Here is a 21,253-nt window from a genome sequence, read left to right as displayed (position 1 = left end):
TTGTTCAGATCATCATTTTCTAATAGGGGAAGTTATTTCTATGTTAAAGATTGCGGGAGTGAAAAAGGGGCTGCTGTTGGCGGGAATTGCCGGAATTCTTTATATCGGTTTCCTTCACATTAAAATAATTCAACACAGTAAAGAAGTTCATTCAAAGGATACCGAGTATTTAATCGTCCTTGGAGCAAGGGTGAAGGGATATGTTCCTTCGCTCGCACTTCAGGCGAGAATTGAAGCGGCGGCGGATTATCTTAGGAATAACCCAAAGGCGATTGCCATTGCTTCGGGAGGCCAGGGCCCGGGAGAAAATATTACTGAAGCCATTGCCATCAAGGAAGGACTTGAAAGGCTTGGGGTTGAAGGAAACAGGATTATTCTTGAAGACAAATCAACTAGTACTTATGAAAACATTTCTTTTTCAAAAAAGCTCATTCCAAAAGGATTGAAAAAGGGGCTCATTGTGACAAATGATTTTCATGTTTACCGGGCGAAAATGATTGCAAAGAAATACGGGCTTGATTTAGGAGGCCTGCCGGCTGAAACGCCAAGGATGGCGATCGTGAAATCCTATGCCCGTGAGTATCTGGCAATTACAAAATTCTATTTAACCTCAGTATTATAGGAATGGTAAAACGGGTAATAGACTCATAGGACCTATCTACTCTTCATTGATTCTATTGGGAGGTTTTATAGATGAATAAAAGATTGGCTATACTGGCTGCCCTATTAGCTGTCATACTGGGAGGCTGCAGTGAAAGTGGTGACGGAAGCGATTTAGGCTCATATGCCGCCCAGGCTTCTGAGTATTTGGAAAAAGCGGCTAATTTTGCAAAGGAAGCATCCCTGAAGGCCGAGGAAGCTGTTCATGACGAACAGGCTAAAGAGGAATTAAAAAGCAAATTGATCGAAATGAAAAAGGAAATCAATGAGTTTAGTCAAGCGGAAGCACCAAAAATGGCTGAGGGCCTCCACCAGAATATCACTGAAAAAAGCGGATTGCTTGAAGAAAAAATCGACCGTTATCTGGTACGGATAGAAAACGGTACATTGGATGAGGATTTCTTGAAAAAAGAGAACTTTCAAGAACCAATAGATGAATTGAAAGAAGCATTTGAGGATTTAAAGGAAAAAGGGAAATAAACCGGCAGCCTGCCGGTTTGTTCTTTTGGCGAAAAGGATGCAATTATTTGAAAAATGAGTCAAAATAAAAGGGTACATATTAAAGCACAGGAGTGAGTGAAATGAAGGCACTTGTTCATGCGGGAATAACCGGTATGGAAGGATTGTCATTTATGGATTTTGAAAAAGCGGAGCCTGGCAAAGGTGAGGTCAGAGTCCGCTTGAAAACCGCTGGCATGAACCACCGGGACCTTATCGTGCTTGAACGCCACAAAGGCTCGGAACCTCCCCTCGTCCTTGGTTCGGATGGAGCCGGGATTATTGATGCGGTTGGGGAAGGAGTGGAAGATGCAAAAGTTGGCGATGAGGTGATTATCAATCCCGGTCTCGGCTGGCGGGAAAATACCGATGCCCCTCCGCAGGGCTTTGAAATTCTTGGGCATCCGTTTCACGGTACTTTCGCCGAGTATGTCGTCATCCCTTCTGAAAACGCGCTTCCAAAACCGGCATTTTTGACCTGGGAAGAAGCTGGGGTTTTATCGCTCGGAGCCCTGACTGCCTATAGGGTTTTGTTTACGAGGGCAAAACTGAAAGAAGGGATGAAAATCCTCATTCCGGGAATCGGCGGCGGAGTTGCAACGCTTATGCTTCAGATGGCAAAGTCCGTAGGGGCCATTGTATATGTGACATCGCGTTCTGAAGAAAAGCGCCAAGCAGCGCTCGAAATGGGAGCCAATCAGGCTTTTGATAGCAATGGAGAATGGGCTGAAGCGCTCGGCGGCAAAAAAATGGATGTCGTCATCGAATCAGTGGGGGCGGCAACTTTTAATAAATCGCTCAGCCAGTTAAGGACAGGCGGTACATTGGTAACGTTTGGGGCTTCCGCAGGTGACACAGTGGAGCTGAACCTAAGGGCATTTTTCTACGGTCAATTTAATTTACTTGGCTCAACAATGGGAAGCGGCGAAGAACTTAGGGAGATGTTATCGTTTATCGAAGAACACAATATTCGCCCTGTAATCGACCGAATGTTCCCATTGAAGGATTATCAAGCTGCTTTTGATAAGCTTAACAGGGCAGAGCAATTAGGCAAAATAGGCTTTATCATCGACTAGTGAAAGAAGAAGCTCTTTTTCTGAAGGGCTTCTTTTTATGTATAAATATTTCCTTTTTAAGCAATCTATGGGTAATGGCCACTTTTGGCTCCAATTGCAGAAAGAGGGGTAAAAGGAATGTATTTTTACAGGGAAGATTTGATCAATATTATAACACCGGACAAGCCCGACCCTGCCGCGGCAAAGGTTATGCAGGAAATCCTCGGCGGCCACTTTGGTGAAATGAGGACGATGATGCAGTTCTTCTTCCAAAGCTCGAATTTCCGTGGGACTGATAAAAAATACCGGGATTTACTTAGAGGGATTTTCCTAGAGGAAATCAGCCATGTCGAGCTTGTCCAGACGACCATCAACCAATTACTGAACGAATCGGGTGAACCGGGGGCGGGAGCGGATAGTCCCAGCGGCGCACCATTGGAAAGGCCGGTTCTTCATGCGAACCCGCACCATTATATTATGGGGGCGCAGGCTTCCCTCCCTGAGGATGCGGCCGGCAATCCATGGAACGGCTCATGGGTATACAGCCACGGCAATCTGATTGGCGATCTACTCGACAATCTTGTTCTTGAATCCACGGGCGTTTTGCAAAAATCAAGGATTTATGAAATGAGCTCAAATAAAACGTTCAGAGAAACACTCGCTTTCCTGATCGTCAGGGATAATGCCCACCAAAATGCGTTTGCCAAAGCATTGGAAACATTAGGGGTTGAGTGGGGCAAGCTTTTTCCTGTCCCGAATTATGATATTAACAAGTATCCTGAATGCCGGAAGTATGTAGATATGGGCTTTCACAATGCCCAATTCAACTTCAGGCTGGATGACACTTTAATCGGAGAAATTTTCAGCGGCCAATCGCCAAGCAGAAACGGCGGAGAACTGAAGGTCGTGCCGCCGCCACAAGGCCATCCTGTCCCTGTGCTGCCAGAATTGCCGAATGAACACGCGCCAGGCATTAGTGACTTGAATAGATAGTTGGAATTCCCCTGCAGGAATGCGGGGGTTTTATTTATCCTGGTTTTAATTAGTACCGCTTCTGTTTCCATGAATTTTAATTTGAAAGGCATACTCGGCCGATTTTCCCATACTTTTTCTTTAGGACCACCTATTGAAAAGGGGGAAAGCTTTTGAGATACCAATCAGCCAGAATGGACCAAATCCCGCCTTATATGTTTGCTGAACTTGGAAAGAAGAAAGCGGCAATGATTAAAGCAGGGATCGATGTCATTGATCTAGGAATTGGCGACCCTGATTTGCCGACTCCCGCCCATATCGTGGATAAGCTTGGCGAGGAAGCGAGAAAACCGGAAAATTTACGGTATCCGAATTTTTCGGGGCATCCGGAATTCAGAAAAGCGGTTGCTGAATTTTATATGAGGGAATACCAGGTGGAGCTCGACCCTGAGACCGAAGTGTTGGCCCTGATTGGCTCCAAGGAGGGAATCGCCCATCTTGTCCCGTCCATGATTGATCCAGGTGAGATCGTGCTTGTCCCTGACCCGTGCTATCCGCCATATAGGATGGCTGTGCTGCTTGCAGGCGGAAGCTTCCATAACATGCCGATGAAAAAAGAAACTGGGTTTAAGCCTATTTTTGCCGATATCCCAGAAGGTGTACTGGCAAAAACGCGCCTGATGTTTTTGAATTATCCCGGCAACCCGACTGCAGCCTCGGTGGATGGAAGCTTTTTTCAGGAAGCGGTTGATTTTGCAAAAGAGAACCGCCTCGTTATCGCTCATGATTCAGCGTACAACAAAGTGACTTTCGGAGATTACAAAGCTCCAAGCATCCTAGAGGCAAAAGGGGCAAGGGATGTTGCGGTTGAATTTGGCTCACTATCAAAAACGTATTGCATGACCGGCTGGCGAATTGGTTATGTTGTCGGGAATAAAGAGGTGATCAGGGCACTCGCAGTCTATAAAAATAATACGGACACAGGGCAATTCACTCCTATACAGTTAGCGGCTGCCCATGCTTTAAGAGGCGATCAAACATGCATCGAGGATTATAATAGGGTCTATTTTAACAGAATGAAAGGAATGGTTGGCGCACTTCGAGAAATCGGCATTGACGCGGAGGAGCCAAAGGCAACATTTTTTATTTGGGCGCCAGTCCCGCCAGGCTTTTCCTCAGCGGAATTCTCTGCGGCGGTTTTGGAACAGGCAGGGGTCATTGTGACGCCTGGCAGTGCATTCGGGCCTTCGGGTGAAGGGTTTTTCAGGGTGTCTCTATCTGTGCCAAGTGATCGGTTGGAGGAAGCGGCGAACAGGATTAAAAAACAAAATAAGTTAAGAGGGGACGGAAGGGATAAGGATGTTGAAACACTACGATAACTATATTGATGGTGTATGGACGCAATCAGAAACGGGGCATAATGTGCAAAATATTAACCCCGCAACAGGGGAGATACTCGGTGAAGTGGCGGTTTCATCAGCACACGATGTCGACAGAGCCGTGAAGGCTGCGAAAAGAGCGCAAAAATCCTGGCGGCTCGTCCCAGCTCCAGAGCGGGCGGAGGTTTTGTATGAAGTTGCGAGGATTCTGAAGGAAAAGAAAGAGGATTTAGCGCAAATTTTGACAAGCGAAATGGGAAAGGTGATCGCGGAAGCAAGGGGCGAGGTCCAGGAAGCAATCGACATGGCCTACTATATGGCCGGCGAGGGACGGCGTCTGTTCGGTGAAACCGTACCTTCAGAACTCCGGGATAAATTTGCGATGAGTGTCAGGGTTCCAGTTGGTGTTGCAGGGCTGATTACCCCCTGGAACTTCCCGATTGCGATTGCTTCGTGGAAATCACTGCCTGCTCTTGTCGCCGGAAACGCGGTTGTCTGGAAGCCAGCTTCCGAAACACCATTTATGGCGGCTGAATTTATGAAGGTCTATGAAGAAGCGGGACTTCCGAAAGGTTTGATGAATGTCGTATTTGGCAGCGGAAGTGTAGTTGGCAATGCCCTAGTCGAGCACCCTGATGTCGATATTATTTCGTTTACAGGCTCAAATGAAGTAGGAAGAGCCATTAACGGGAAAGCAGGAAGGCTATTGAAACGGACATCCCTGGAAATGGGCGGGAAAAATGCCGTCACTGTTCTCGAGGATGCGGATCTTGATCTTGCTGTTGACGGTATTATCTGGAGCGCATTTGGAACAGCCGGCCAACGTTGCACCGCCTGCAGCAGAATTATCGTCCACGAAGCAGTAAAGGAAGAGTTGGAACATAAGCTCTTGGAACGCGTACAATCGTTAAAGGTAGGAAACGGCGCTGATGAACGGATTGATGTAGGGCCTGTTATAAATAAGGGCTCACTTGACCGGATTCATGAATACGTCCAAACAGGCATTGGCGAAGGTGCAAAATTATTATGCGGCGGTTCTATTTTGAATGAAGAAGATTTTGCAAAAGGGCATTATTACGAGCCTACTATATTCACAGATGTTTCCCCACATATGACGATTGCCCAAAAGGAAATATTCGGGCCGGTGACATCGATTATCCCGGTAAAAAGCCTCGAGGAAGCTATTGATGTTAATAATAGTGTCGAGTTCGGCCTGTCGAGTTCGGTATTTACTAAGGACGTTAACCGAGTGTTCAAGGCGATGCGTGACTTTGATACAGGAATTGTTTATATCAATGCGGGAACGACGGGAGCGGAAATCCATCTTCCATTCGGCGGGACGAAAGGCACAGGGAACGGACATCGGGATTCGGGCGTCGCGGCACTTGATGTTTATACAGAATGGAAGTCAGTTTACGTTGATTTCAGTGGTACCTTGCAGCGGGCGCAGATTGATAATAAATAGGCAAAGGAAAGGAGGCATTGGCTTGGGAGTAGCCGCTAAATCGGAAAAACTTCAGTCGCCAGAGGAAGCGGTTGGGCTGCTGCGTGAAGGAAATTCTATCATGGTTGGCGGCTTCGGCCTATGCGGAACCCCATTTACGCTAATTGATGCAATCCAAAATGAGCCTTCAATAAGGAATCTGACCATTATTAGCAATAATCTCGGGGAAGCAGGCAAAGGTCTCGGAATCCTTTTGCAGTCCGGCCAAATCAAAAAAGCGGTCGGGTCGTATTTTACGTCCAACAGGGATGCCGTCAAAGCCTGGAAAGATGGCCTGCTTGAAATTGAACTGTATCCCCAAGGCTCATTTGTGGAAGCAATCCGTGCGGGCGGAGCGGGGATTGCCGCATTTTATGTGAAAACCGGGGTTGGAACAGAGCTTGCTAACGGCAAGGAGGAACGGATGTTCGGAGCGGAGAGGAATATTTTAATCGAGGCAATCCGCGCCAATGCTTCCCTAATCAAAGCATGGAAGGCGGATACGTTAGGCAATCTCATCTACTCAAAGTCCGCGCGAAATTTTAATCCGGCCATGGCTACAGCGGCGGATTTGGTCATTGCCGAAGTTGATGAAATTGTTCCTGCCGGCTGTTTGGACCCAGAACAAATTGTCACTCCCCATCATTTTGTTGATGTTCTTGTTCTGAGCAGCTATGAAAAGGTTGGTGGCGTTTATGTCAAAAATAGTTGAAGCGCGAAAAAAAATTGCCAGGCGGATTGCAAAGAAACTGAAAAAAGGAATGGTTGTCAATCTCGGCGTTGGCATTCCGACGCTTATTCCAGAATTCCTTGACCCAAATTCCGGCGTTTTTCTTCACTCCGAAAATGGGATGCTTGGCATGGGGCCGCCCCCTCCTCCTAATGAAATCGATATGGATTGCATAAGCGCAAGCAAACATCCTGTCACGCTAGAGCCAGGTGCGGCGATTTTTTCGAGCAGCGATTCATTCGGGATGATTAGGGGCGGCCATATTGATGTAGTCGTTCTAGGCGCACTGCAGGTGAGTGAAAATGGTGAAATCGCAAACTGGGCTGTACCGGGCACGGATATTCTTGGAGTGGGCGGGGCGATGGATTTAGTCCCGGGGGCAAAAACAATTATTGCGGCTCTTACTCATACAGCGAAGGACGGTTCTCCAAAGCTTGTCCGAAAGCTCACCTACCCGACGACAGGCATTCAGTGCGCGAAGCTGATTGTAACAGAACTCGGGGTCTTTTCGGTCTCCTGCAGGCAGCTAGTGCTAGAGGAAATATCCAATGATTGTACACTGGACGAATTGAGGGCATCCACTGATGCCGTATTTACAGTTGCTGAAACATTGAAAAGATGGTGATTTTGCAAAAAGGGGGAAATTAAATGGATTTCACTTTCCCGGAAGAGATAGAGCTCCTCCGTGCCGCGGTCCGGGACTTCGTGAAAGAAGAAGTCGAAAAAGTGGCAATGGAGATTGAAGAGAACGATGAAATTCCAGAAAAAGTCGTCCGGTTATCCAAGGAAATGGGGCTTTTTGGACTCGGTATCCCGGAGGAATACGGCGGGCTTGGGCTTGACATGGTCGGCAAATGCGCTATTTATGAGGAGCTAGGCAAAACGCATAATGGCTATACGACTTTGATTGGCGCACACACAGGGATCGGTTCGGTTGGCATTGTTGAGCTTGGGACAGAAACGCAAAAGAAAAAATACTTGCCTAAAATGGCTTCCGGTGAATGGGTTGGCGCCTTTGCACTGACTGAACCGAGCGCCGGGTCCAATGCAGCGGCTCTAAAGACCAGGGCAGTGAAAAAAGGGGACCGCTATATCTTGAACGGTTCCAAGCATTATATTACAAACGCTGTCTGCGGCCATGTTTTTACGGTCATGGCCGTGACGGATCCGGAAAAAGGCGCCAAAGGCATCACTTCGTTTATTGTAGAAAAATCCTTTCCCGGCTTTGTGCTTGGCGCAGTGGAAAGGAAAATGGGTCTGCGCGGTTCGCATTCGGCCGAATTGTTTTTTGAAGAGATGGAAGTTCCGGTTGAAAATGTTCTTGGAGAGGAAAACAAAGGCTATATCAACGCCTTGAAGATCCTTGCGAATGGCCGGGCGGGACTGGCGGCGAGGAACCTGGGTTCTTGTGAAAAACTGTTGGAAATGAGCCTCGATTATGCAATGAAAAGGGAGCAATTCGGAAAGCCGATTTTTGAGCAGCAGGCCGTCCAGCATATGCTTGCGGAGATGGCAGCGGAAATAGAAGTGCTGCGCTCAATTACTTACAGGGTCGCCTGGATGAGTGATAAAAATATGCGAGTTGTAAAGGAAGCGGCGATTGCAAAGCTTTACGGGTCTGAAGTTTACAACAGAGTGGCCGACCTGGCCGTCCAGATCCATGGCGGCATCGGCTATATGAAGGATTATCCTATCGAAAGGTTTTACAGGGACGCCCGGATTACAAAAATTTACGAAGGTACAAGCCAAATCCAGAAAAGTATCATTGCAGCCGAACTGAAAAGGGGTTTGAAAGGATGACCGGGTTAAAAAGTGCCGTCATCATTGATGGTGTCCGGACTCCCATCGGCCGGATGGGCGGAGCCTTGAAGGATGTCGAAGCTGACCGCCTTTCTGCAGTGGTCATCAAGGAGCTGCTGACGAGAACAGGGACTGACGGGAAAGAGATTCACGAAGTCGTTTGGGGCCATGCAAAGCAAAGTTCGGACACGCCAAATTTGGCAAGGCTGGCTGCCTTGAGGGCCGGCCTGCCTGTGGAAGTTCCCGGCTATACAGTTCACCGCCAGTGCGCTTCCGGTCTGCAGGCTCTCTTGAATGCTTCCCAAGAAATCATGTGCGGATTAATGACTGTTGCCATTGCCGGCGGCGCCGAGAGCATGAGCACGGCACCCTATTATTTACGGAAGGCGCGTTACGGGTATGGAGCAGGAAACGGGGAGCTGCTCGACCCGAATACAGAAAGCCAGCCCCGCGCCCAGCCAATCGAGGTATATGGGCCTCTTACAATGGGGATGACGGCAGAAAACCTAGCCGTCCAGTATGATATAAGCCGGAGAGAACAAGACGAGTTTGCCCATCGGAGCCAGGAAAAAGCGGTCGCTGCGATTGCTGCGAGAAAATTTGTTAATGAAATTATTCCCATCCCTCTAAAAACGAAAAAGGGAGATTCCTATTTTGCAAAAGATGAACACCCAAGGTTGACCTCACTTGAGAAACTAGCTCAGCTAAAGCCCGTTTTCAAGGAAGGAGGCACAGTGACAGCCGGTAATGCGAGCGGACGGAATGACGGCGCCGCAGCACTCCTTGTCATGAATGAAGAGGAAGCAATGAAGCGAGGAATTAAGCCACGGGCAAAAATAATCGGCCAGGCTTCAGCCGGTGTTTCACCTAATATTATGGGTATTGGTCCTGTCCCTGCTACAATAAAAGCATTGAAGAACGCAAATCTGGCTTTAAAGGATATCGACCTCATCGAATTGAATGAAGCTTTTGCCGCACAATCGATTGCCGTTATGAAAGAACTTGAATTGGATCCGAAAAGGGTGAATGTAAATGGCGGGGCGATCGCCCTCGGACATCCAATCGGCGCGACAGGCGCGATTTTAATGGTAAAACTTCTTCAAGAGTTAGAGCGAAGCGGCAAGCGGTACGGCCTTGTGTCCCTATGTATAGGAGGCGGCCAGGGACTGACAGCGATAGTCGAAAACTTACGAATATGAAGCAGAGGGATCGGAAAATGGAAAAACCAAAAATCCTCCAAATTCTGTCTATGTACCATTCGGAAGGCGAGAAAATTTTGACTGAAGGTGCAGAGGTTATTCGGACAGTCAAAATTGACAATGAAACGATTTGCAAGCTTGCGGCTGATGTGGACGGCATCGTCCTGCGAGCGCCGGCCAGGATAACAAAGGAAATCATTGATGCAGCCCCAAAGCTAAAGGCCATTAGCGGGGCGGGCGTAGGCTTAGATAATATTGATGTTGCTTATGCCACATCAAAAAAAATCCCCGTCCTGCATGCTCCAGCCGTCAACGCTGTCTCGACAGCGGAACATGCTGTCATGCTGATGATGGCACTAGGAAAGAACCTTATATCATTCCATCACGAAATGAGCGGCGGAAACTATCAATCCCGAACCTCTCTGAAATCGTTCGAACTGAAAGGAAAAAAAGCGGGTTTAGTCGGTTTCGGAAGCATTGCAAAAGAAACGGCCAAAAGGCTGAAGCTGGGCCTGGATATGGACGTGGAAGTGTGGGTCCGCAAATATAATGAAGCAAAGCACGGAGCAGCGAGGGAGTGGGGGATTAAGGTAACCGAGGATCTGGAATCCTTATTTAAGACTTCGGATTTTATATCCCTTCATATACCGCTTACCGATGCGACAAAGGGATTCATTGACAGGCAGTTGCTTTCATTTATGAAACCCACCTCGTATCTTATCAATACAGCAAGGGGGGGCATCATCAACCAGGACGATCTAATTGAGGTTTTAAAGGATGGAAAAATTGCCGGCGCCGCATTGGATGTATTTAATCCTGAACCGCCTCCTGCAGATGATCCAATTCTCAGTCTGCCAAATGTCATTGTTACGCCACACGTAGGCGGCACGACCGTTGAGTGTAATTACATTATGTCAACAACGGTTGCCAAGAATATTCTAAAAGCATTGGCTGGTGAGAGGCCGGATAATATCGGGAATCCCGAGGTGTTCAAAAACTAACGGCGGTGAGCGGATGAGAAGTTATTCAATTGCCCTTATACCCGGAGATGGGATAGGGATTGATGTCATTAAAGAAGGAAAGAAGGTTCTGGATACTCTTTGCAGCTTGGATGGCGGGATAAAAATGGATTACCGAACATTTGATTGGGGATGTGAATATTATTTAAAAACCGGCCGGATGATGTCCGAAACTGGGCTGGATGAATTAAAGGATGTTGATTCCATCTATCTAGGTGCTGTTGGCTATCCCGGGGTTCCCGATCATGTATCACTATGGGGGCTTCTACTTCCAATAAGAAGGAAATTCGAGCAATATATCAATCTTCGGCCGGTTAAGCTGTTGCGGGGGATTCAATCCCCTTTAGCCGGGAGGACTGCAGAGCATCTTGATTTTACTGTCATCCGTGAAAACAATGAAGGAGAATATTCAAGCATCGGCGGCAGGATGTATGAGGGAACAGAAATGGATTTGGCTATTCAAAGTGCCGTTTTTACGAAGCATGGTGTTGAAAGGGTGCTCCGCTATGCGTACTCTATGGCAAATAAGATAGGGAAACCGAAAAGGCTGACTGCAGCAACCAAATCAAATGGAATCAACCATACGATGCCGTTTTGGGATGAATATGTAAGGAAAATCAACCTGGAATACCCTGAAGTAGAAACTGAGATTACCCATATTGATGCATTGGCCGCTTTTTTTGTGACGAAGCCGGATGTTTTCGATGTTGTTGTCGCATCGAATCTTTTTGGCGATATTTTGACAGACTTGGGTGCCGCGATTGTAGGCGGTATGGGGATTGCTCCTTCCGCGAACATCAATCCAGATAGGAAATTCCCTTCGATGTTTGAACCGGTACATGGTTCCGCGCCAGACATCGCAGGAAAAGGCATAGCGAATCCGACAGCCGCCATTTGGTGCGCTGGGATGATGCTTGAACATCTCGGTGAACATGCACTTGCGAACATCTTGATGGAAGCCCTTCAGCAGGTTTTGGAGGAAGGCAGAATGGTAACTCCGGATTTAGGAGGGACCGCAACGACAGTGCAATTCGGTGAGGAAGTTTGCGGGAAAATCAAACGATTAGGCTGAACCGCGGGATTTTTGCCATGAAAATTGGCCGTTATGTACTCTTGCAAAAAGGCGTGCTTGAAATAGCATGCCTTTTTAAAATGGAAATGGTTAAGAAGACCCGGCGGGATTCGAACCCGCAAGATGCACTTCAGCCCGGCTGGCAGGCTGAAGGCTGCTCTTCCATTGAGCTACAAGCCTTCTGGGAGTAGTTTAACCAGGAAGAGGAAGAATATTCTATCCAAAAGAAATTACTTCTTCCGATTGCTGATTTCTTCGGTAACAATAAAAGCAAGATCGTCATTGCCGAATAAGGACAAAACGCCTAGCAACGTCTGGTCTGGAACTTCGCCGGCTTCCTCTTTTGGGACTGTGAGCTCAAGTGCATCCTTTAATGCCTGGTTGGAACCCTGACCGGGATAGGCCCTAAAGTATAGCTCTTCGGGATCAAGCCCATTATTGATGCACCACTGGGCAAAGACAAGAATCATCATTTTTTCATCAGCTTGGTAATTTGCAATAATTTTATCCTGAAGCTCTTTATTATCCATTTGTATCCCCTTCATCTATGTAAGACTCCTTATAGTATAATGCTTTTAATGAATGAAGGCATGTAAAAAGAAAGAGTGATAAAAACTTTCCTTAATTTGAAGGGATATTTCCATTCATGTCGAATTGCTCTTGTAAGGAGTGAAGCCATTGGAGACAGTAATTTTAGTAACTTATAAAATTCCGGGTATACCTATGCCGATTAAAATTGCTTCAACCATTGAGCCGAATAAAGAACAAATCCACAATAAATTGCTTGAACTCATGGAAGAAAATCATATAAACGGCGATATCCAATTCAGAAAATTGCTAGTTGAAAAAGAAAATTCGATGTACATCTTTGAACTCGGTGAAAAAAGGTGTATGGTGTTAGTTGAAAGGCTGGAAAAAATCATTGAATTTGACACATGAATGTATATTTCAGGTGCATTATTGATCCCATTTGTGGGAAAACAATGAAGGTACGTCCATTAAAGTAAAAGCGAGGGGAAAGTGTTGGAAAAAATTGAAGTTGGCGAAATTTTTTCAATCAGTGACGAGAACGAACAGGAACAGCAGGTGGAAGTTCTGGCTGTAATGAATATTGAAGGCACGGAATATGTGGCCGTCAGCTTTTTGGATGACCTCCAGGAAGAAACGGACGACGACATTGATATTTTCTTCCTTAAAGTGGATCAGGAAGGTGATCTTGATGCAATTCAAACGGATGAGGAATTCGACAAGGTCGCTGAAGCTTTTGAAGAATTGATGGACCAGGAAGAGATTGAAGATTAAAACTGTGAGCGGGAAAAGACCAGGAAGGAGTGATCAGCGCTCCCTTCTGGTCTTTTTTTGACTATGAATGTTTATAGAATTATGACTATGATCGTTTATGGCCGACCGAATAGATTTGGCCATACTAGTATTTCCTTCGCCATCATGCCCAGCCTCCCATAGCATCATGCCGCCGAAACCATTTGACAGGGCAAGTGCGGTTTTTTTCCTCACTGTCTTTTGACCATTATAAAAGTAAGCAGTACCGTTCAAGATAATCATATCCTTATTCGCAAAATCAGGGTTTTTGCTAATAATTGTTGCGTAAGAAATTTGTTTTGCATTTATATTTTCAGGCTGTGCATATAGTGGTACCCCTAGGACTAGTTTGCTTTTTGGAATTTCCAATGAATTAAAAAGCCTCGACCAGTAATGAACCACATTTTCAGTAAAATGGTAGGGAGCAAGATTCTCGGCATGATAGCCGCCGTCCCACTGGCCGTCGTAGGCCATAATATTTACATAATCGGCAAAATGGAACATTTCAGGTTTAAAAATGACCGATTCCACTTCAGCTCCAGTTATCGCATTGATTTTGGAATTTACGGCAACAGACAGTTCCTTTTTCTGTCCATGAAGTTTCACACTCAACTCCTTCATAAAAGCAGCCAGATTCGCGGCATCTGCTTCTGTCCTTGGGTGTTCAAAATCGATATCAATGCCGTCAAGGTTTTCCTGATCGGCAATATTAATAAGGCTCTCAACAAGTTTTTTTCGTGAATCAAGATTACTGATTGCTTTCTTAAAATAGGGATAAGATTCCTCGCCATTAAGATGGTACCAGCCACCGACAGAAAGGATTACTTTGCTCCCGTTTTCATGAGCCAGCCTTACCGTTTTGCGGAGGTTCTCCCAGGCCATATCTCCGTTCAGCAACACATCACCGTCCTCAGAGGGATGAGCGAAAGAAAAAATGACATGTGTTAAATTTCGAACATTTATTAGATCCGGATTTCGAAAGTCTTGTACATATCCCATTACAACTTTAGAGGAAGCGGATTCAGGCATTTTTTTGCCAGGCAAAGATTTTTCTGATTCAGGTGCCAAATGATGTTTCATTACTGTTTTCTTATCTTTCATATGTGATGTATAAAATGATCCGGTCATAAAACCGGACATGAAGATAATAATAATCATAAGAGCAGTCATGATTTTTCTGATATGAGCCAATCTGGTTCCTCCTTCGTCTCTTACCATAAAAGTCTAGCAAAAAAGCGAGAGCGGAGGGGGTGGTAATTTAACCCTACATAGCATGGAGGTTGTATATGCCTTTAATGCGTAAATACTATCAGCAAGGAACAGATTAACAGAATCTAAATAGGATTGAGGGGTACAGATGGAAAAAAAGCAGGAGAGAAAGCAGCTAAATAAAGATATGAAAGAAGACAAACAAAAAGGTTTATATGGCCTCGATCATGACGAAAGCCTTCTAACTGTTGAATTTGCGACAACTGAGAATTCTGACTTAAAGGAATAAAACGCCAAAAAATCCGCCCGAAATTGAATCCGGCGGATTTTTTTGTGTTAACTCGGATCAACTTCATCCCATGATGCGATTGTGACCCTTGTTGACTCGCCTTCTCTTTTTTCCCGTTCAGATGCTGACTGGCTTAGCTTCGCATCCGTGTCAAGCCCCGGTGCTATGGTCGGGGCATTTTCAGGACTGCGCTTTTTCTCCATATGAAACACTCCTTGCTGATTCTAACGTTTCCCAATTATTTTTCTCAAAAACATTTGTTTTAGCCAGGGGTGTCGTAATGAAGATAGAAAAAAATCGCGCCTTATAGAAATCCTTCCTGTGGCATATCCTAAAGTCACTCGGATCTTTAAAGGAGGATAAGAAATGAAAACGAAGGATGATTTTTTAAAAGGGGCCAAGATCACCTCAGACAGTCATGTATACGGCCCGCCAAATGGCGGCAGTGAGAACCATCATTCTCCGCAATCATCGAAAAAGGGCGTAAGGGGCAATAATAAAAAACAGGATCAGTAATCGGTTAGGAGTGGACAATTATGCTTGAAAAGACAGGAAGAAAAGGACCGGCGGACGATATGGAAAGCAGTCCTACAGGATACGGGTTTGTACCAGCCAGTCCTGAAAAAAGCAGCTTAAACATGAAAGTGGATCAGAAGAAGAATCAAGAAAAACGGTAAGGATGATGTTGGCATGGGTGCTATTGACAAACACGGCTACCGATTTGAACCGGAGTTTAGTGTCATAAGCCAAAAAGGTGCGATTCATGTATACAAAAATGGCGATTTTGTTGAAGAAATAACGTTTTCCTTCAACGGGAAATTTCCTGTAGTGGATAAAATCGAACAACTTGTTGATGAATACTGCCATAAGAAAGGAATCTAAACAACCTCTAGTATTCTTTTTGGGCCTGGGAGGCCTTTTTTTTATAAGGTTGACGGAAAGATCATCGTATCAAAAACAGTTGTCTTGGGAAGATTATTTTTCAAAAGAACAGAAAGATCCATCGTGATATTTCAGGAGGTTGCCATGACTGTATACGTATATCAGACATTTGATATAAAACAAGAGAAATTCGTCGAAGCATTTAAGAGCCTTGAAAAGATTGTTCAGTACAGAAATGAAAATTACAGCCATCATATCAAGCTTTTATCTCCAATCGTCGGCCCTGATTATACGTATGTCCTTTTATCTGAATATGAAGGACTGGCAGAAATGGAGATTCAAAACAAAAAGATGTTCGATGATGAGGAATATAAAGAAATTTTCACCCCATTCTTTTTGGAAATGATGGTCCAGGGCAGCATGTCAACATCCATGTTCAGGAAAGTAAAAAGAAACAGCGGAAAGCCGGTAGAAAAGGAAGGGAAGGAAAAGGATTAAATTCCTGGATTATTTTTCTGGCAGCTAGTATAACAACTGACCGAACAGCATGTAACCGATCATCTTTCTAGGAGGCAGACCATGGACTTTTTTATCCCCTCGGAAAAATCGGCCAAGATGAGCAGCGGTTCGGACAAAGGAAATTTAAAATGGTGGCAGCTGTCCCTGATTGGCATAGGCTGTACAATTGGCACCGGTTTTTTCCTTGGCTCGGCAATCGGTATAAAAACGACGGGCCCTTCAATCGTGTTCTCTTTTTTGTTAGCTGCCTTTGGCACATACACCGTCTATAATTTGCTAGCAAAAATGACCGCTGAAGACCCGCAGGACGGTTCCTTTTGTTATTATGCGGGCAAGGCGTTCGGGCGTTGGGCGGGATTCAGCTGCGGCTGGAACTATTGGAGTTCAAATATCCTCATTATGGGAAGTCAATTGACGGCTTTGTCCATTTTATCGAGATTTTGGTTTCCTGGTATTCCGCTATGGCTCTTTGCATCGGGCTATGCAGTCCTGGCAATCCTTGTAGTGCTGACCGGCAATAAAGGGTTTGACAAGGTGGAAAACTTGCTTGCTGTAATAAAAACATCGGCAATCGTCATGTTCATCATCCTTGCTGCACTGGCATTGTTCGGCGTGTTGCATGGAGATGTGAAGCATCCGGGTATCCCTTCTTCCATGGGTAAACTCTTTCCAGCAGGCCTGACAGGTTTTTGGTCATCTTTAATATACGCTTACTATGCGTACGGAGGGATAGAGGTAATCGGCTTGATGGCGACAAGACTGAAAAGGAAGGAAGACGCTCCAAAAGCGGGGGTAATTATGCTTATCGTCCTGGCGGTTATTTATGTCCTGGCAGTCGGATTTGCGGTTATTATGGCTTATCATACTGAATTTACGGAAAAGGAAAGCCCGTTCGTCACCGCTATGGAGCATTATAACTTGCCATTTTTCCCACATGTATTCAATGCGGCCATCATCATGGCTGGTTTTTCAACTATGACCGCTTCATTATTCGGCGTGACAACCCTGCTGGTGACATTATCAGAGAGCAAAGATGCACCGGCTCTTTTTGCAAAAAAAATCAAGTGGAAAAGTGTGCCGCTCCCATCACTTGGACTTGCAACCGCCGGGCTGATCGCATCGATTATCACCGCACTGTTGCTTCCCGGAAAAATTTATGAATATATTACCACCGCAGCAGGAATCCTGATTTTATTCAATTGGTCGTTTATTATCATGTCTTCCTTTAAAATCCTTGAAATAAAAAGAGGGGGGAAGGCACTCGGATTTATTGGGATTGCCCTTTTGGCCGCGGCTGTGAGCGGGACGATTCTCGAAAGCAATATCAGATTTGGATTTTTTGTGAGCATCGGTTTTGTGGCCGTTATCGCTCTTGTTACGCTCATCATGCAAATCAAAGTGTGGAATAAAGAAAAGACTGTTTAACCAGATATTTAAAAACGCTCAACGTGAGCGTTTTTTGTATTTCTCCTAAAGAGGTGTGATTCTAATGAGAGTGGGTAGATTAAAGGTACAGGATAAGTTTATTGCCAAATGGAGCATATAGATGCCAAGCAGGGAGGAGTTTAATTGACTACTGACACCAAGTTCCCATTTTATGACCATGTACTTGGTCTGCTTCATCCTTATCTGCCAATGATTGTCAACGATATGTCGAGCCAAATAATGGAACTAGACCTGGAAGCTGAAGATGATTGGGAAGTATACGACGACATAGGGGAAACAGTTTATGAAACAAGTACTGACGAGGAATACTCAGAAGAGGATTACCTTGCAAACGATGAAGCGGATTTTTTAAACATTTCCATTTCATTTGAAAGGGGCTTTTTCCCGGATCGGGATGGGAACAATAGGTTGGATTCGGAAGAGTACGATTTTGAAGTCATCATTAAACCGTTTTTTACGACAAAGCCGTACATCCTATTGGGTCTTCATAACAATCACACGAAACGATTTTTTGCAGAGGTAAGGGAATTCGATGACTTTCAGCCAATAGATATTATGGAACGATTTTCTATGCTCATACAAGCCTTGTTTAAAGATGAACCTCTTTACAATAAAGTTTTTATGATGACAAGTATGGCACAGCTCGCGATCAGAGAATTAATTGTGTTTGATGAACCAACTTATATAAATGGGAGGGACGGAAATATCCAATATGTTTCAAGTCCATATTTTGAACTGGATAATCCTCCATTCCATGAGTTTCTGATTAAACAACGGCATACTAAATAAACAACGGGAGCCAAGCGGGCTCCCGTTGTTTTTGCGATGTTCTTATTTCATCCACTCAGTGTGGAAGGTTCCTTCCTTGTCGATCCTTTGGTAGGTGTGCGCTCCAAAGTAGTCGCGCTGCGCTTGAAGCAGGTTGGCCGGTAGTGTCTCCGAACGGTAGCTATCGTAATAGGAGACAGCGGCGGAGAAACATGGTACAGGAATGCCGTGTTGAACGGCGACACCAATGATTTCCCTTAATGCATCTTGGTAACCTTCAACAATTTCCTTGAAGTAAGGATCGAGGAGAAGGTTTTTCAAGCCAGGTTCACGATCGTAAGCCTCTTTGATTTTTTGCAAAAATTGCGCTCTGATTATACAGCCGCCGCGGAAAATCATCGCGATGTCCCCGTAGCGGAGATCCCAGCCATATTCCTCGGAAGCGGCTCGCAGCTGGGCGAACCCTTGTGCATAGGAACAGATTTTGCTCATATACAAGGCCTTTCGGACAGATTCAATGAAAGCCTGGCGATCACCTGTAAACGTCTTGGCGGCAGGGCCCCGAAGGATTTTGCTCGCCTCGGTACGTTCATTTTTCATTGCTGAAATGAACCGGGCAAAAACTGATTCAGTGATGACCGGAAGGGGGACACCAAGATCCAATGCGCTTTGGCTTGTCCATTTGCCAGTCCCTTTTTGGCCGGCGGTATCGAGGATCAAGTCAACGAGCGGTTTGCCGGTTTCTTCGTCTTTCCTTGAAAAGATATCTGCTGTAATTTCGATCAGGTAGCTGTCGAGCTCGCCTTTGTTCCATTCTGAAAATACTTCATGGAGTTCATCGGCATTCATCCCCATTACATTCTTAAGTATGTTGTATGCCTCGGAAATAAGCTGCATATCCCCATACTCAATGCCGTTATGGACCATTTTTACATAGTGGCCGGCGCCATCAGGCCCGATATAGGTAGTACAAGGTTCGCCATTCACTTTTGCGGCGATGTCTTTGAATATTGGGGCAACAAGCTCATATGCTTCCTTCTGGCCGCCTGGCATGAGGGATGGGCCTTTCAAAGCGCCTTCCTCACCGCCAGAGACGCCTGTACCGATAAAATGGAGGCCAAGCTCGCTCAGTTCTTTATTGCGCCTTTGTGTGTCGGGGAAGTATGTGTTTCCGCCGTCAATTAAGATATCGCCTTTTTCAAGATAAGGCTATAGCTGATCGATGGTTGCGTCAGTCGCGGCGCCCGCTTTGACCATCAGCATGATTTTGCGCGGCTTTTCGAGCGAGTTTACAAATTCTTCAATTGAATAGGCCGGAAATATGTTTTTTCCTTCTGATTCCCTTGCCATTTCATCTGTTTTTTCAGAAGAGCGGTTGAATACAGCCACACTGTATCCTTTACTTTCCATATTCCAGGCAAGGTTTTTGCCCATAACAGCAAGACCGATGATGCCAATTTGTTGCTTTGCCATATTGAATAACTTCCTTTCCCAGTTGATATCTGTCGCATGATGAACATTTTGACACTCTGTCCTTAGTATACCAAAGGTTGCCACAAGTAACCGAATTAAAGCCTTGGGTTGATCAGGGAAGGTTATGGGCATGCATATTTGCACCCTACCTGTACACTCCAGGGATGTTTTGAAAGTGATCCAAAATCAAGAGTAAAATTTGAACGTAATGTGTAGATAATTGTATAGTATTGGTGAAGGAATACTGGGGGGTGAGGATACTATGGCAAGAAACGCTGGCATAACTGACGATATGGTCGTTGAAATGTATAAAGATGGAATGCCTTATAAACAAATGAGTAAAATAATCGGCATTACCGATAGGGCTATCAGGAATATTCTCTACAAAAAAGGTATTGATGTAAAGCGATTGGGCCCACCTAGAAAACACAGCGTTAATGAAGATTTTTTTGACTTTTGGAGTCACGAAATGGCATGGGTTTTAGGAATTATTATTACAGATGGCAATATACCCATGAAAAACTATTCTACTATTACAATTACCCAAAAAGATGAAAGAATTTTGAAGCTAATAGCTAACTATATGGGGACAGATTATAATATTGGAGCAATCTATGAAACTAGGAAAACTCCGACACTTTTTATTCATTCGGCAAAGATCCGAAAAAAATTAAATCAATTAGGCATTTCAGCTAATAAGTCATCCAATGTTTTATTTCCACCAGTGCCGGAAGTCTACCTGCCATCGTTTATCAGAGGAGTTATTGATGGAGATGGCTGGGTGCAAAACCGAGGGTATGTAATGAACATTACTACGGCTAGCCCAGAATTCGCCAAAGGGTTAGAAACTATTTTTCGATTATGGAAGTTGAACACTGAAATCACTACAGAGAGCTCTTTAAAGGGCACTATTATTTACCGCGTATGGGTTAAAGGGAAAAAAGATGTCGCTCAATTAGCGAGGATTATTTACGAACAGTGTAAGGATGATTGCAACATTAAGAAAAGAGAACGAATGTCTCAATATTTATGATGTAAAATAATTTATCGGAAGGTGCATGACAAATGTGGAAAAATATTAACGGAAGACTCATTCAAATTACCGATGAATCTAGGGTGAAATTTAGAACGAATATTAGTAAAAGTCTTTTGAATCAACTAACTGATCTTGCAAATCAACATGATACTCGCGTTAATTATCTTTTGGAAACAGGCTTAGAAGCTGTTCTTAATGAAGGTGTTATAACATTTACTAAAGAAAACAGACCAAAGGACAGAGTTCAATATAAAACGACCTATGATAAGGATTTACTTGAACAAGTGAAAGCTTTTGCAAAAGACCATGATCTGTTTATTAATGATGTTATTGAGTATAGTGCCGGATACATAGATGTAAATAAGGCAAAGGGGGAAGGGTACAAACATAGGATCGAATAAATCTTAGTTTAATTAACAACGCCCCGACCATAATATATATTCT

General features: G+C 44.9%; 26 protein-coding genes, 1 tRNA gene and 1 pseudogene. 23 read left to right on the top strand and 5 right to left on the bottom strand.

Annotated features, from left to right (window positions below; genetic code table 11):
- Window positions 1–40 precede the first annotated feature (40 nt).
- The 12 genes from D1B31_RS05955 to D1B31_RS05900 all read left to right on the top strand — a co-directional run bounded on the left by D1B31_RS05955 (window position 41) and on the right by D1B31_RS05900 (window position 11,867).
- Window positions 41–622, top strand: coding sequence for a YdcF family protein (locus D1B31_RS05955; RefSeq protein ID WP_420846069.1), 582 nt, complete (start codon window positions 41–43; stop codon window positions 620–622).
- 71 nt (window positions 623–693) lie between these two features.
- Window positions 694–1,140 carry a DUF6376 family protein gene (locus D1B31_RS05950; RefSeq protein ID WP_118919829.1) on the top strand — a complete coding sequence of 149 codons (447 nt, stop codon included), beginning with the start codon at window positions 694–696 and terminating at the stop codon, window positions 1,138–1,140.
- 101 nt (window positions 1,141–1,241) lie between these two features.
- Window positions 1,242–2,234: a zinc-binding dehydrogenase gene (locus D1B31_RS05945; RefSeq protein WP_118919828.1), complete on the top strand. Its 993-nt coding sequence runs from the start codon at window positions 1,242–1,244 to the stop codon at window positions 2,232–2,234.
- A 117-nt stretch (window positions 2,235–2,351) separates the two neighbouring features.
- The gene (locus tag D1B31_RS05940; protein ID WP_118919827.1) at window positions 2,352–3,206 is read left to right on the top strand and encodes a manganese catalase family protein; all 855 of its coding nucleotides are present in this window, start codon (window positions 2,352–2,354) and stop codon (window positions 3,204–3,206) included.
- Window positions 3,207–3,358: 152 nt separating this feature from the next.
- A complete protein-coding gene (locus D1B31_RS05935) occupies window positions 3,359–4,564 on the top strand; it encodes an LL-diaminopimelate aminotransferase (protein ID WP_118919826.1) in 1,206 nt (401 codons plus the stop codon).
- Complete coding sequence (locus D1B31_RS05930; RefSeq protein ID WP_192894738.1) at window positions 4,545–6,029, top strand: aldehyde dehydrogenase family protein; 1,485 nt, start codon at window positions 4,545–4,547, stop codon at window positions 6,027–6,029. The genes D1B31_RS05935 and D1B31_RS05930 overlap by 20 nt, the downstream gene beginning before the upstream one ends.
- A gap of 22 nt (window positions 6,030–6,051) precedes the next feature.
- Complete coding sequence (locus tag D1B31_RS05925) at window positions 6,052–6,759, top strand: CoA transferase subunit A (RefSeq protein WP_275670697.1); 708 nt, start codon at window positions 6,052–6,054, stop codon at window positions 6,757–6,759.
- On the top strand, window positions 6,743–7,402 hold the full coding sequence (locus tag D1B31_RS05920) for a 3-oxoacid CoA-transferase subunit B (protein WP_192894737.1): 660 nt from the start codon (window positions 6,743–6,745) through the stop codon (window positions 7,400–7,402). The genes D1B31_RS05925 and D1B31_RS05920 overlap by 17 nt, the downstream gene beginning before the upstream one ends.
- A 23-nt stretch (window positions 7,403–7,425) precedes the next feature.
- A complete protein-coding gene (locus D1B31_RS05915) occupies window positions 7,426–8,577 on the top strand; it encodes an acyl-CoA dehydrogenase family protein (protein ID WP_118919824.1) in 1,152 nt (383 codons plus the stop codon).
- Entirely contained in the window at window positions 8,574–9,776 is a 1,203-nt protein-coding gene (locus D1B31_RS05910; protein ID WP_118919823.1) for a thiolase family protein, read from the top strand. The genes D1B31_RS05915 and D1B31_RS05910 overlap by 4 nt, the downstream gene beginning before the upstream one ends.
- Window positions 9,773–10,777 carry an NAD(P)-dependent oxidoreductase gene (locus tag D1B31_RS05905; protein WP_240035184.1) on the top strand — a complete coding sequence of 335 codons (1,005 nt, stop codon included), beginning with the start codon at window positions 9,773–9,775 and terminating at the stop codon, window positions 10,775–10,777. Before D1B31_RS05910 ends, D1B31_RS05905 begins: the two co-directional genes overlap by 4 nt.
- Window positions 10,778–10,790: 13 nt before the next feature.
- Entirely contained in the window at window positions 10,791–11,867 is a 1,077-nt protein-coding gene (locus tag D1B31_RS05900) for a tartrate dehydrogenase (protein WP_118919821.1), read from the top strand.
- A 95-nt stretch (window positions 11,868–11,962) separates the two neighbouring features.
- On the opposite strand, the gene D1B31_RS05895 is transcribed toward D1B31_RS05900, so the two are convergent.
- Window positions 11,963–12,047 (bottom strand) — tRNA-Gly (locus D1B31_RS05895).
- 50 nt (window positions 12,048–12,097) lie between these two features.
- Window positions 12,098–12,397, bottom strand: coding sequence for a hypothetical protein (locus tag D1B31_RS05890; protein ID WP_118919982.1), 300 nt, complete (start codon window positions 12,395–12,397; stop codon window positions 12,098–12,100).
- A 148-nt stretch (window positions 12,398–12,545) separates the two neighbouring features.
- Between D1B31_RS05890 and D1B31_RS05885 the strand changes: the two genes are divergently transcribed.
- Complete coding sequence (locus tag D1B31_RS05885) at window positions 12,546–12,806, top strand: hypothetical protein (RefSeq protein WP_118919820.1); 261 nt, start codon at window positions 12,546–12,548, stop codon at window positions 12,804–12,806.
- A gap of 84 nt (window positions 12,807–12,890) precedes the next feature.
- The gene (locus tag D1B31_RS05880; RefSeq protein ID WP_118919819.1) at window positions 12,891–13,169 is read left to right on the top strand and encodes a DUF1292 domain-containing protein; all 279 of its coding nucleotides are present in this window, start codon (window positions 12,891–12,893) and stop codon (window positions 13,167–13,169) included.
- A gap of 33 nt (window positions 13,170–13,202) precedes the next feature.
- Here the strand turns inward: D1B31_RS05880 and D1B31_RS05875 are convergent, their stop codons facing one another.
- Entirely contained in the window at window positions 13,203–14,378 is a 1,176-nt protein-coding gene (locus D1B31_RS05875) for a glycosyl hydrolase family 18 protein (protein ID WP_240035183.1), read from the bottom strand.
- A gap of 166 nt (window positions 14,379–14,544) precedes the next feature.
- Between D1B31_RS05875 and D1B31_RS24150 the strand changes: the two genes are divergently transcribed.
- Window positions 14,545–14,685, top strand: coding sequence for a hypothetical protein (locus tag D1B31_RS24150; RefSeq protein ID WP_158587477.1), 141 nt, complete (start codon window positions 14,545–14,547; stop codon window positions 14,683–14,685).
- Between the two features lie 47 nt (window positions 14,686–14,732).
- Here D1B31_RS24150 and D1B31_RS24595 read toward each other — a convergent pair whose 3' ends face one another.
- Window positions 14,733–14,888 carry a hypothetical protein gene (locus D1B31_RS24595; protein WP_192894736.1) on the bottom strand — a complete coding sequence of 52 codons (156 nt, stop codon included), beginning with the start codon at window positions 14,886–14,888 and terminating at the stop codon, window positions 14,733–14,735.
- 163 nt (window positions 14,889–15,051) lie between these two features.
- Here D1B31_RS24595 and D1B31_RS24145 point away from each other — a divergent pair, with 163 nt between their 5' ends.
- From D1B31_RS24145 to D1B31_RS05855, 6 genes are all read left to right on the top strand, one after another.
- Window positions 15,052–15,201 (top strand): hypothetical protein, encoded by a 150-nt coding sequence (locus tag D1B31_RS24145; RefSeq protein WP_158587476.1) that lies wholly within the window; start codon window positions 15,052–15,054, stop codon window positions 15,199–15,201.
- Window positions 15,202–15,221: 20 nt separating this feature from the next.
- Complete coding sequence (locus D1B31_RS24140) at window positions 15,222–15,362, top strand: hypothetical protein (RefSeq protein WP_158587475.1); 141 nt, start codon at window positions 15,222–15,224, stop codon at window positions 15,360–15,362.
- A 13-nt stretch (window positions 15,363–15,375) separates the two neighbouring features.
- Window positions 15,376–15,567, top strand: a complete 192-nt coding sequence (locus D1B31_RS05870; RefSeq protein ID WP_118919818.1) for a YbxH family protein — start codon at window positions 15,376–15,378, stop codon at window positions 15,565–15,567.
- 144 nt (window positions 15,568–15,711) lie between these two features.
- Window positions 15,712–16,065 carry a hypothetical protein gene (locus D1B31_RS05865; protein ID WP_118919817.1) on the top strand — a complete coding sequence of 118 codons (354 nt, stop codon included), beginning with the start codon at window positions 15,712–15,714 and terminating at the stop codon, window positions 16,063–16,065.
- 81 nt (window positions 16,066–16,146) lie between these two features.
- Window positions 16,147–17,511, top strand: a complete 1,365-nt coding sequence (locus D1B31_RS05860) for an amino acid permease (RefSeq protein ID WP_118919816.1) — start codon at window positions 16,147–16,149, stop codon at window positions 17,509–17,511.
- 144 nt (window positions 17,512–17,655) lie between these two features.
- Window positions 17,656–18,321 (top strand): hypothetical protein, encoded by a 666-nt coding sequence (locus D1B31_RS05855; protein ID WP_118919815.1) that lies wholly within the window; start codon window positions 17,656–17,658, stop codon window positions 18,319–18,321.
- A gap of 42 nt (window positions 18,322–18,363) precedes the next feature.
- Here D1B31_RS05855 and gndA read toward each other — a convergent pair.
- Window positions 18,364–19,773: pseudogene (gndA, locus tag D1B31_RS05850) on the bottom strand (NADP-dependent phosphogluconate dehydrogenase).
- A 262-nt stretch (window positions 19,774–20,035) separates the two neighbouring features.
- Here gndA and D1B31_RS05845 point away from each other — a divergent pair.
- Window positions 20,036–20,806, top strand: coding sequence for an LAGLIDADG family homing endonuclease (locus tag D1B31_RS05845; protein WP_118919814.1), 771 nt, complete (start codon window positions 20,036–20,038; stop codon window positions 20,804–20,806).
- 32 nt (window positions 20,807–20,838) lie between these two features.
- A complete protein-coding gene (locus D1B31_RS05840; protein ID WP_118919813.1) occupies window positions 20,839–21,210 on the top strand; it encodes an rRNA methyltransferase in 372 nt (123 codons plus the stop codon).
- Window positions 21,211–21,253: the final 43 nt, after the last annotated feature.

Source organism: Neobacillus notoginsengisoli (genome assembly GCF_003515685.1).
In the GTDB taxonomy this organism is placed as follows: Bacteria; Bacillota; Bacilli; order Bacillales; family Cytobacillaceae; genus Bacillus_D; species Bacillus_D notoginsengisoli.
This window is presented reverse-complemented; position numbering and strand designations above follow the sequence as displayed.

Excerpts from the sequence above, each read along its gene's own strand:
- D1B31_RS05845 (WP_118919814.1), top strand. The coding sequence starts at position 20,036 with ATGGCAAGAAACGCTGGCATAACTGACGATATGGTCGTTGAAATGTAT.
- D1B31_RS05955 (WP_420846069.1), top strand. The coding sequence starts at position 41 with ATGTTAAAGATTGCGGGAGTGAAAAAGGGGCTGCTGTTGGCGGGAATT.
- D1B31_RS05910 (WP_118919823.1), top strand. The coding sequence starts at position 8,574 with ATGACCGGGTTAAAAAGTGCCGTCATCATTGATGGTGTCCGGACTCCC.
- D1B31_RS24145 (WP_158587476.1), top strand. The coding sequence starts at position 15,052 with ATGAAAACGAAGGATGATTTTTTAAAAGGGGCCAAGATCACCTCAGAC.
- D1B31_RS05930 (WP_192894738.1), top strand. The coding sequence starts at position 4,545 with ATGTTGAAACACTACGATAACTATATTGATGGTGTATGGACGCAATCA.
- D1B31_RS05945 (WP_118919828.1), top strand. The coding sequence starts at position 1,242 with ATGAAGGCACTTGTTCATGCGGGAATAACCGGTATGGAAGGATTGTCA.
- D1B31_RS05940 (WP_118919827.1), top strand. The coding sequence starts at position 2,352 with ATGTATTTTTACAGGGAAGATTTGATCAATATTATAACACCGGACAAG.
- D1B31_RS05915 (WP_118919824.1), top strand. The coding sequence starts at position 7,426 with ATGGATTTCACTTTCCCGGAAGAGATAGAGCTCCTCCGTGCCGCGGTC.
- D1B31_RS05905 (WP_240035184.1), top strand. The coding sequence starts at position 9,773 with ATGAAGCAGAGGGATCGGAAAATGGAAAAACCAAAAATCCTCCAAATT.
- D1B31_RS24140 (WP_158587475.1), top strand. The coding sequence starts at position 15,222 with ATGCTTGAAAAGACAGGAAGAAAAGGACCGGCGGACGATATGGAAAGC.
- D1B31_RS05950 (WP_118919829.1), top strand. The coding sequence starts at position 694 with ATGAATAAAAGATTGGCTATACTGGCTGCCCTATTAGCTGTCATACTG.
- D1B31_RS05870 (WP_118919818.1), top strand. The coding sequence starts at position 15,376 with ATGGGTGCTATTGACAAACACGGCTACCGATTTGAACCGGAGTTTAGT.
- D1B31_RS05900 (WP_118919821.1), top strand. The coding sequence starts at position 10,791 with ATGAGAAGTTATTCAATTGCCCTTATACCCGGAGATGGGATAGGGATT.
- D1B31_RS05890 (WP_118919982.1), bottom strand. The coding sequence starts at position 12,397 with ATGGATAATAAAGAGCTTCAGGATAAAATTATTGCAAATTACCAAGCT.
- D1B31_RS05865 (WP_118919817.1), top strand. The coding sequence starts at position 15,712 with ATGACTGTATACGTATATCAGACATTTGATATAAAACAAGAGAAATTC.
- D1B31_RS05920 (WP_192894737.1), top strand. The coding sequence starts at position 6,743 with ATGTCAAAAATAGTTGAAGCGCGAAAAAAAATTGCCAGGCGGATTGCA.
- D1B31_RS05860 (WP_118919816.1), top strand. The coding sequence starts at position 16,147 with ATGGACTTTTTTATCCCCTCGGAAAAATCGGCCAAGATGAGCAGCGGT.
- D1B31_RS24595 (WP_192894736.1), bottom strand. The coding sequence starts at position 14,888 with ATGGAGAAAAAGCGCAGTCCTGAAAATGCCCCGACCATAGCACCGGGG.
- D1B31_RS24150 (WP_158587477.1), top strand. The coding sequence starts at position 14,545 with ATGGAAAAAAAGCAGGAGAGAAAGCAGCTAAATAAAGATATGAAAGAA.
- D1B31_RS05840 (WP_118919813.1), top strand. The coding sequence starts at position 20,839 with ATGTGGAAAAATATTAACGGAAGACTCATTCAAATTACCGATGAATCT.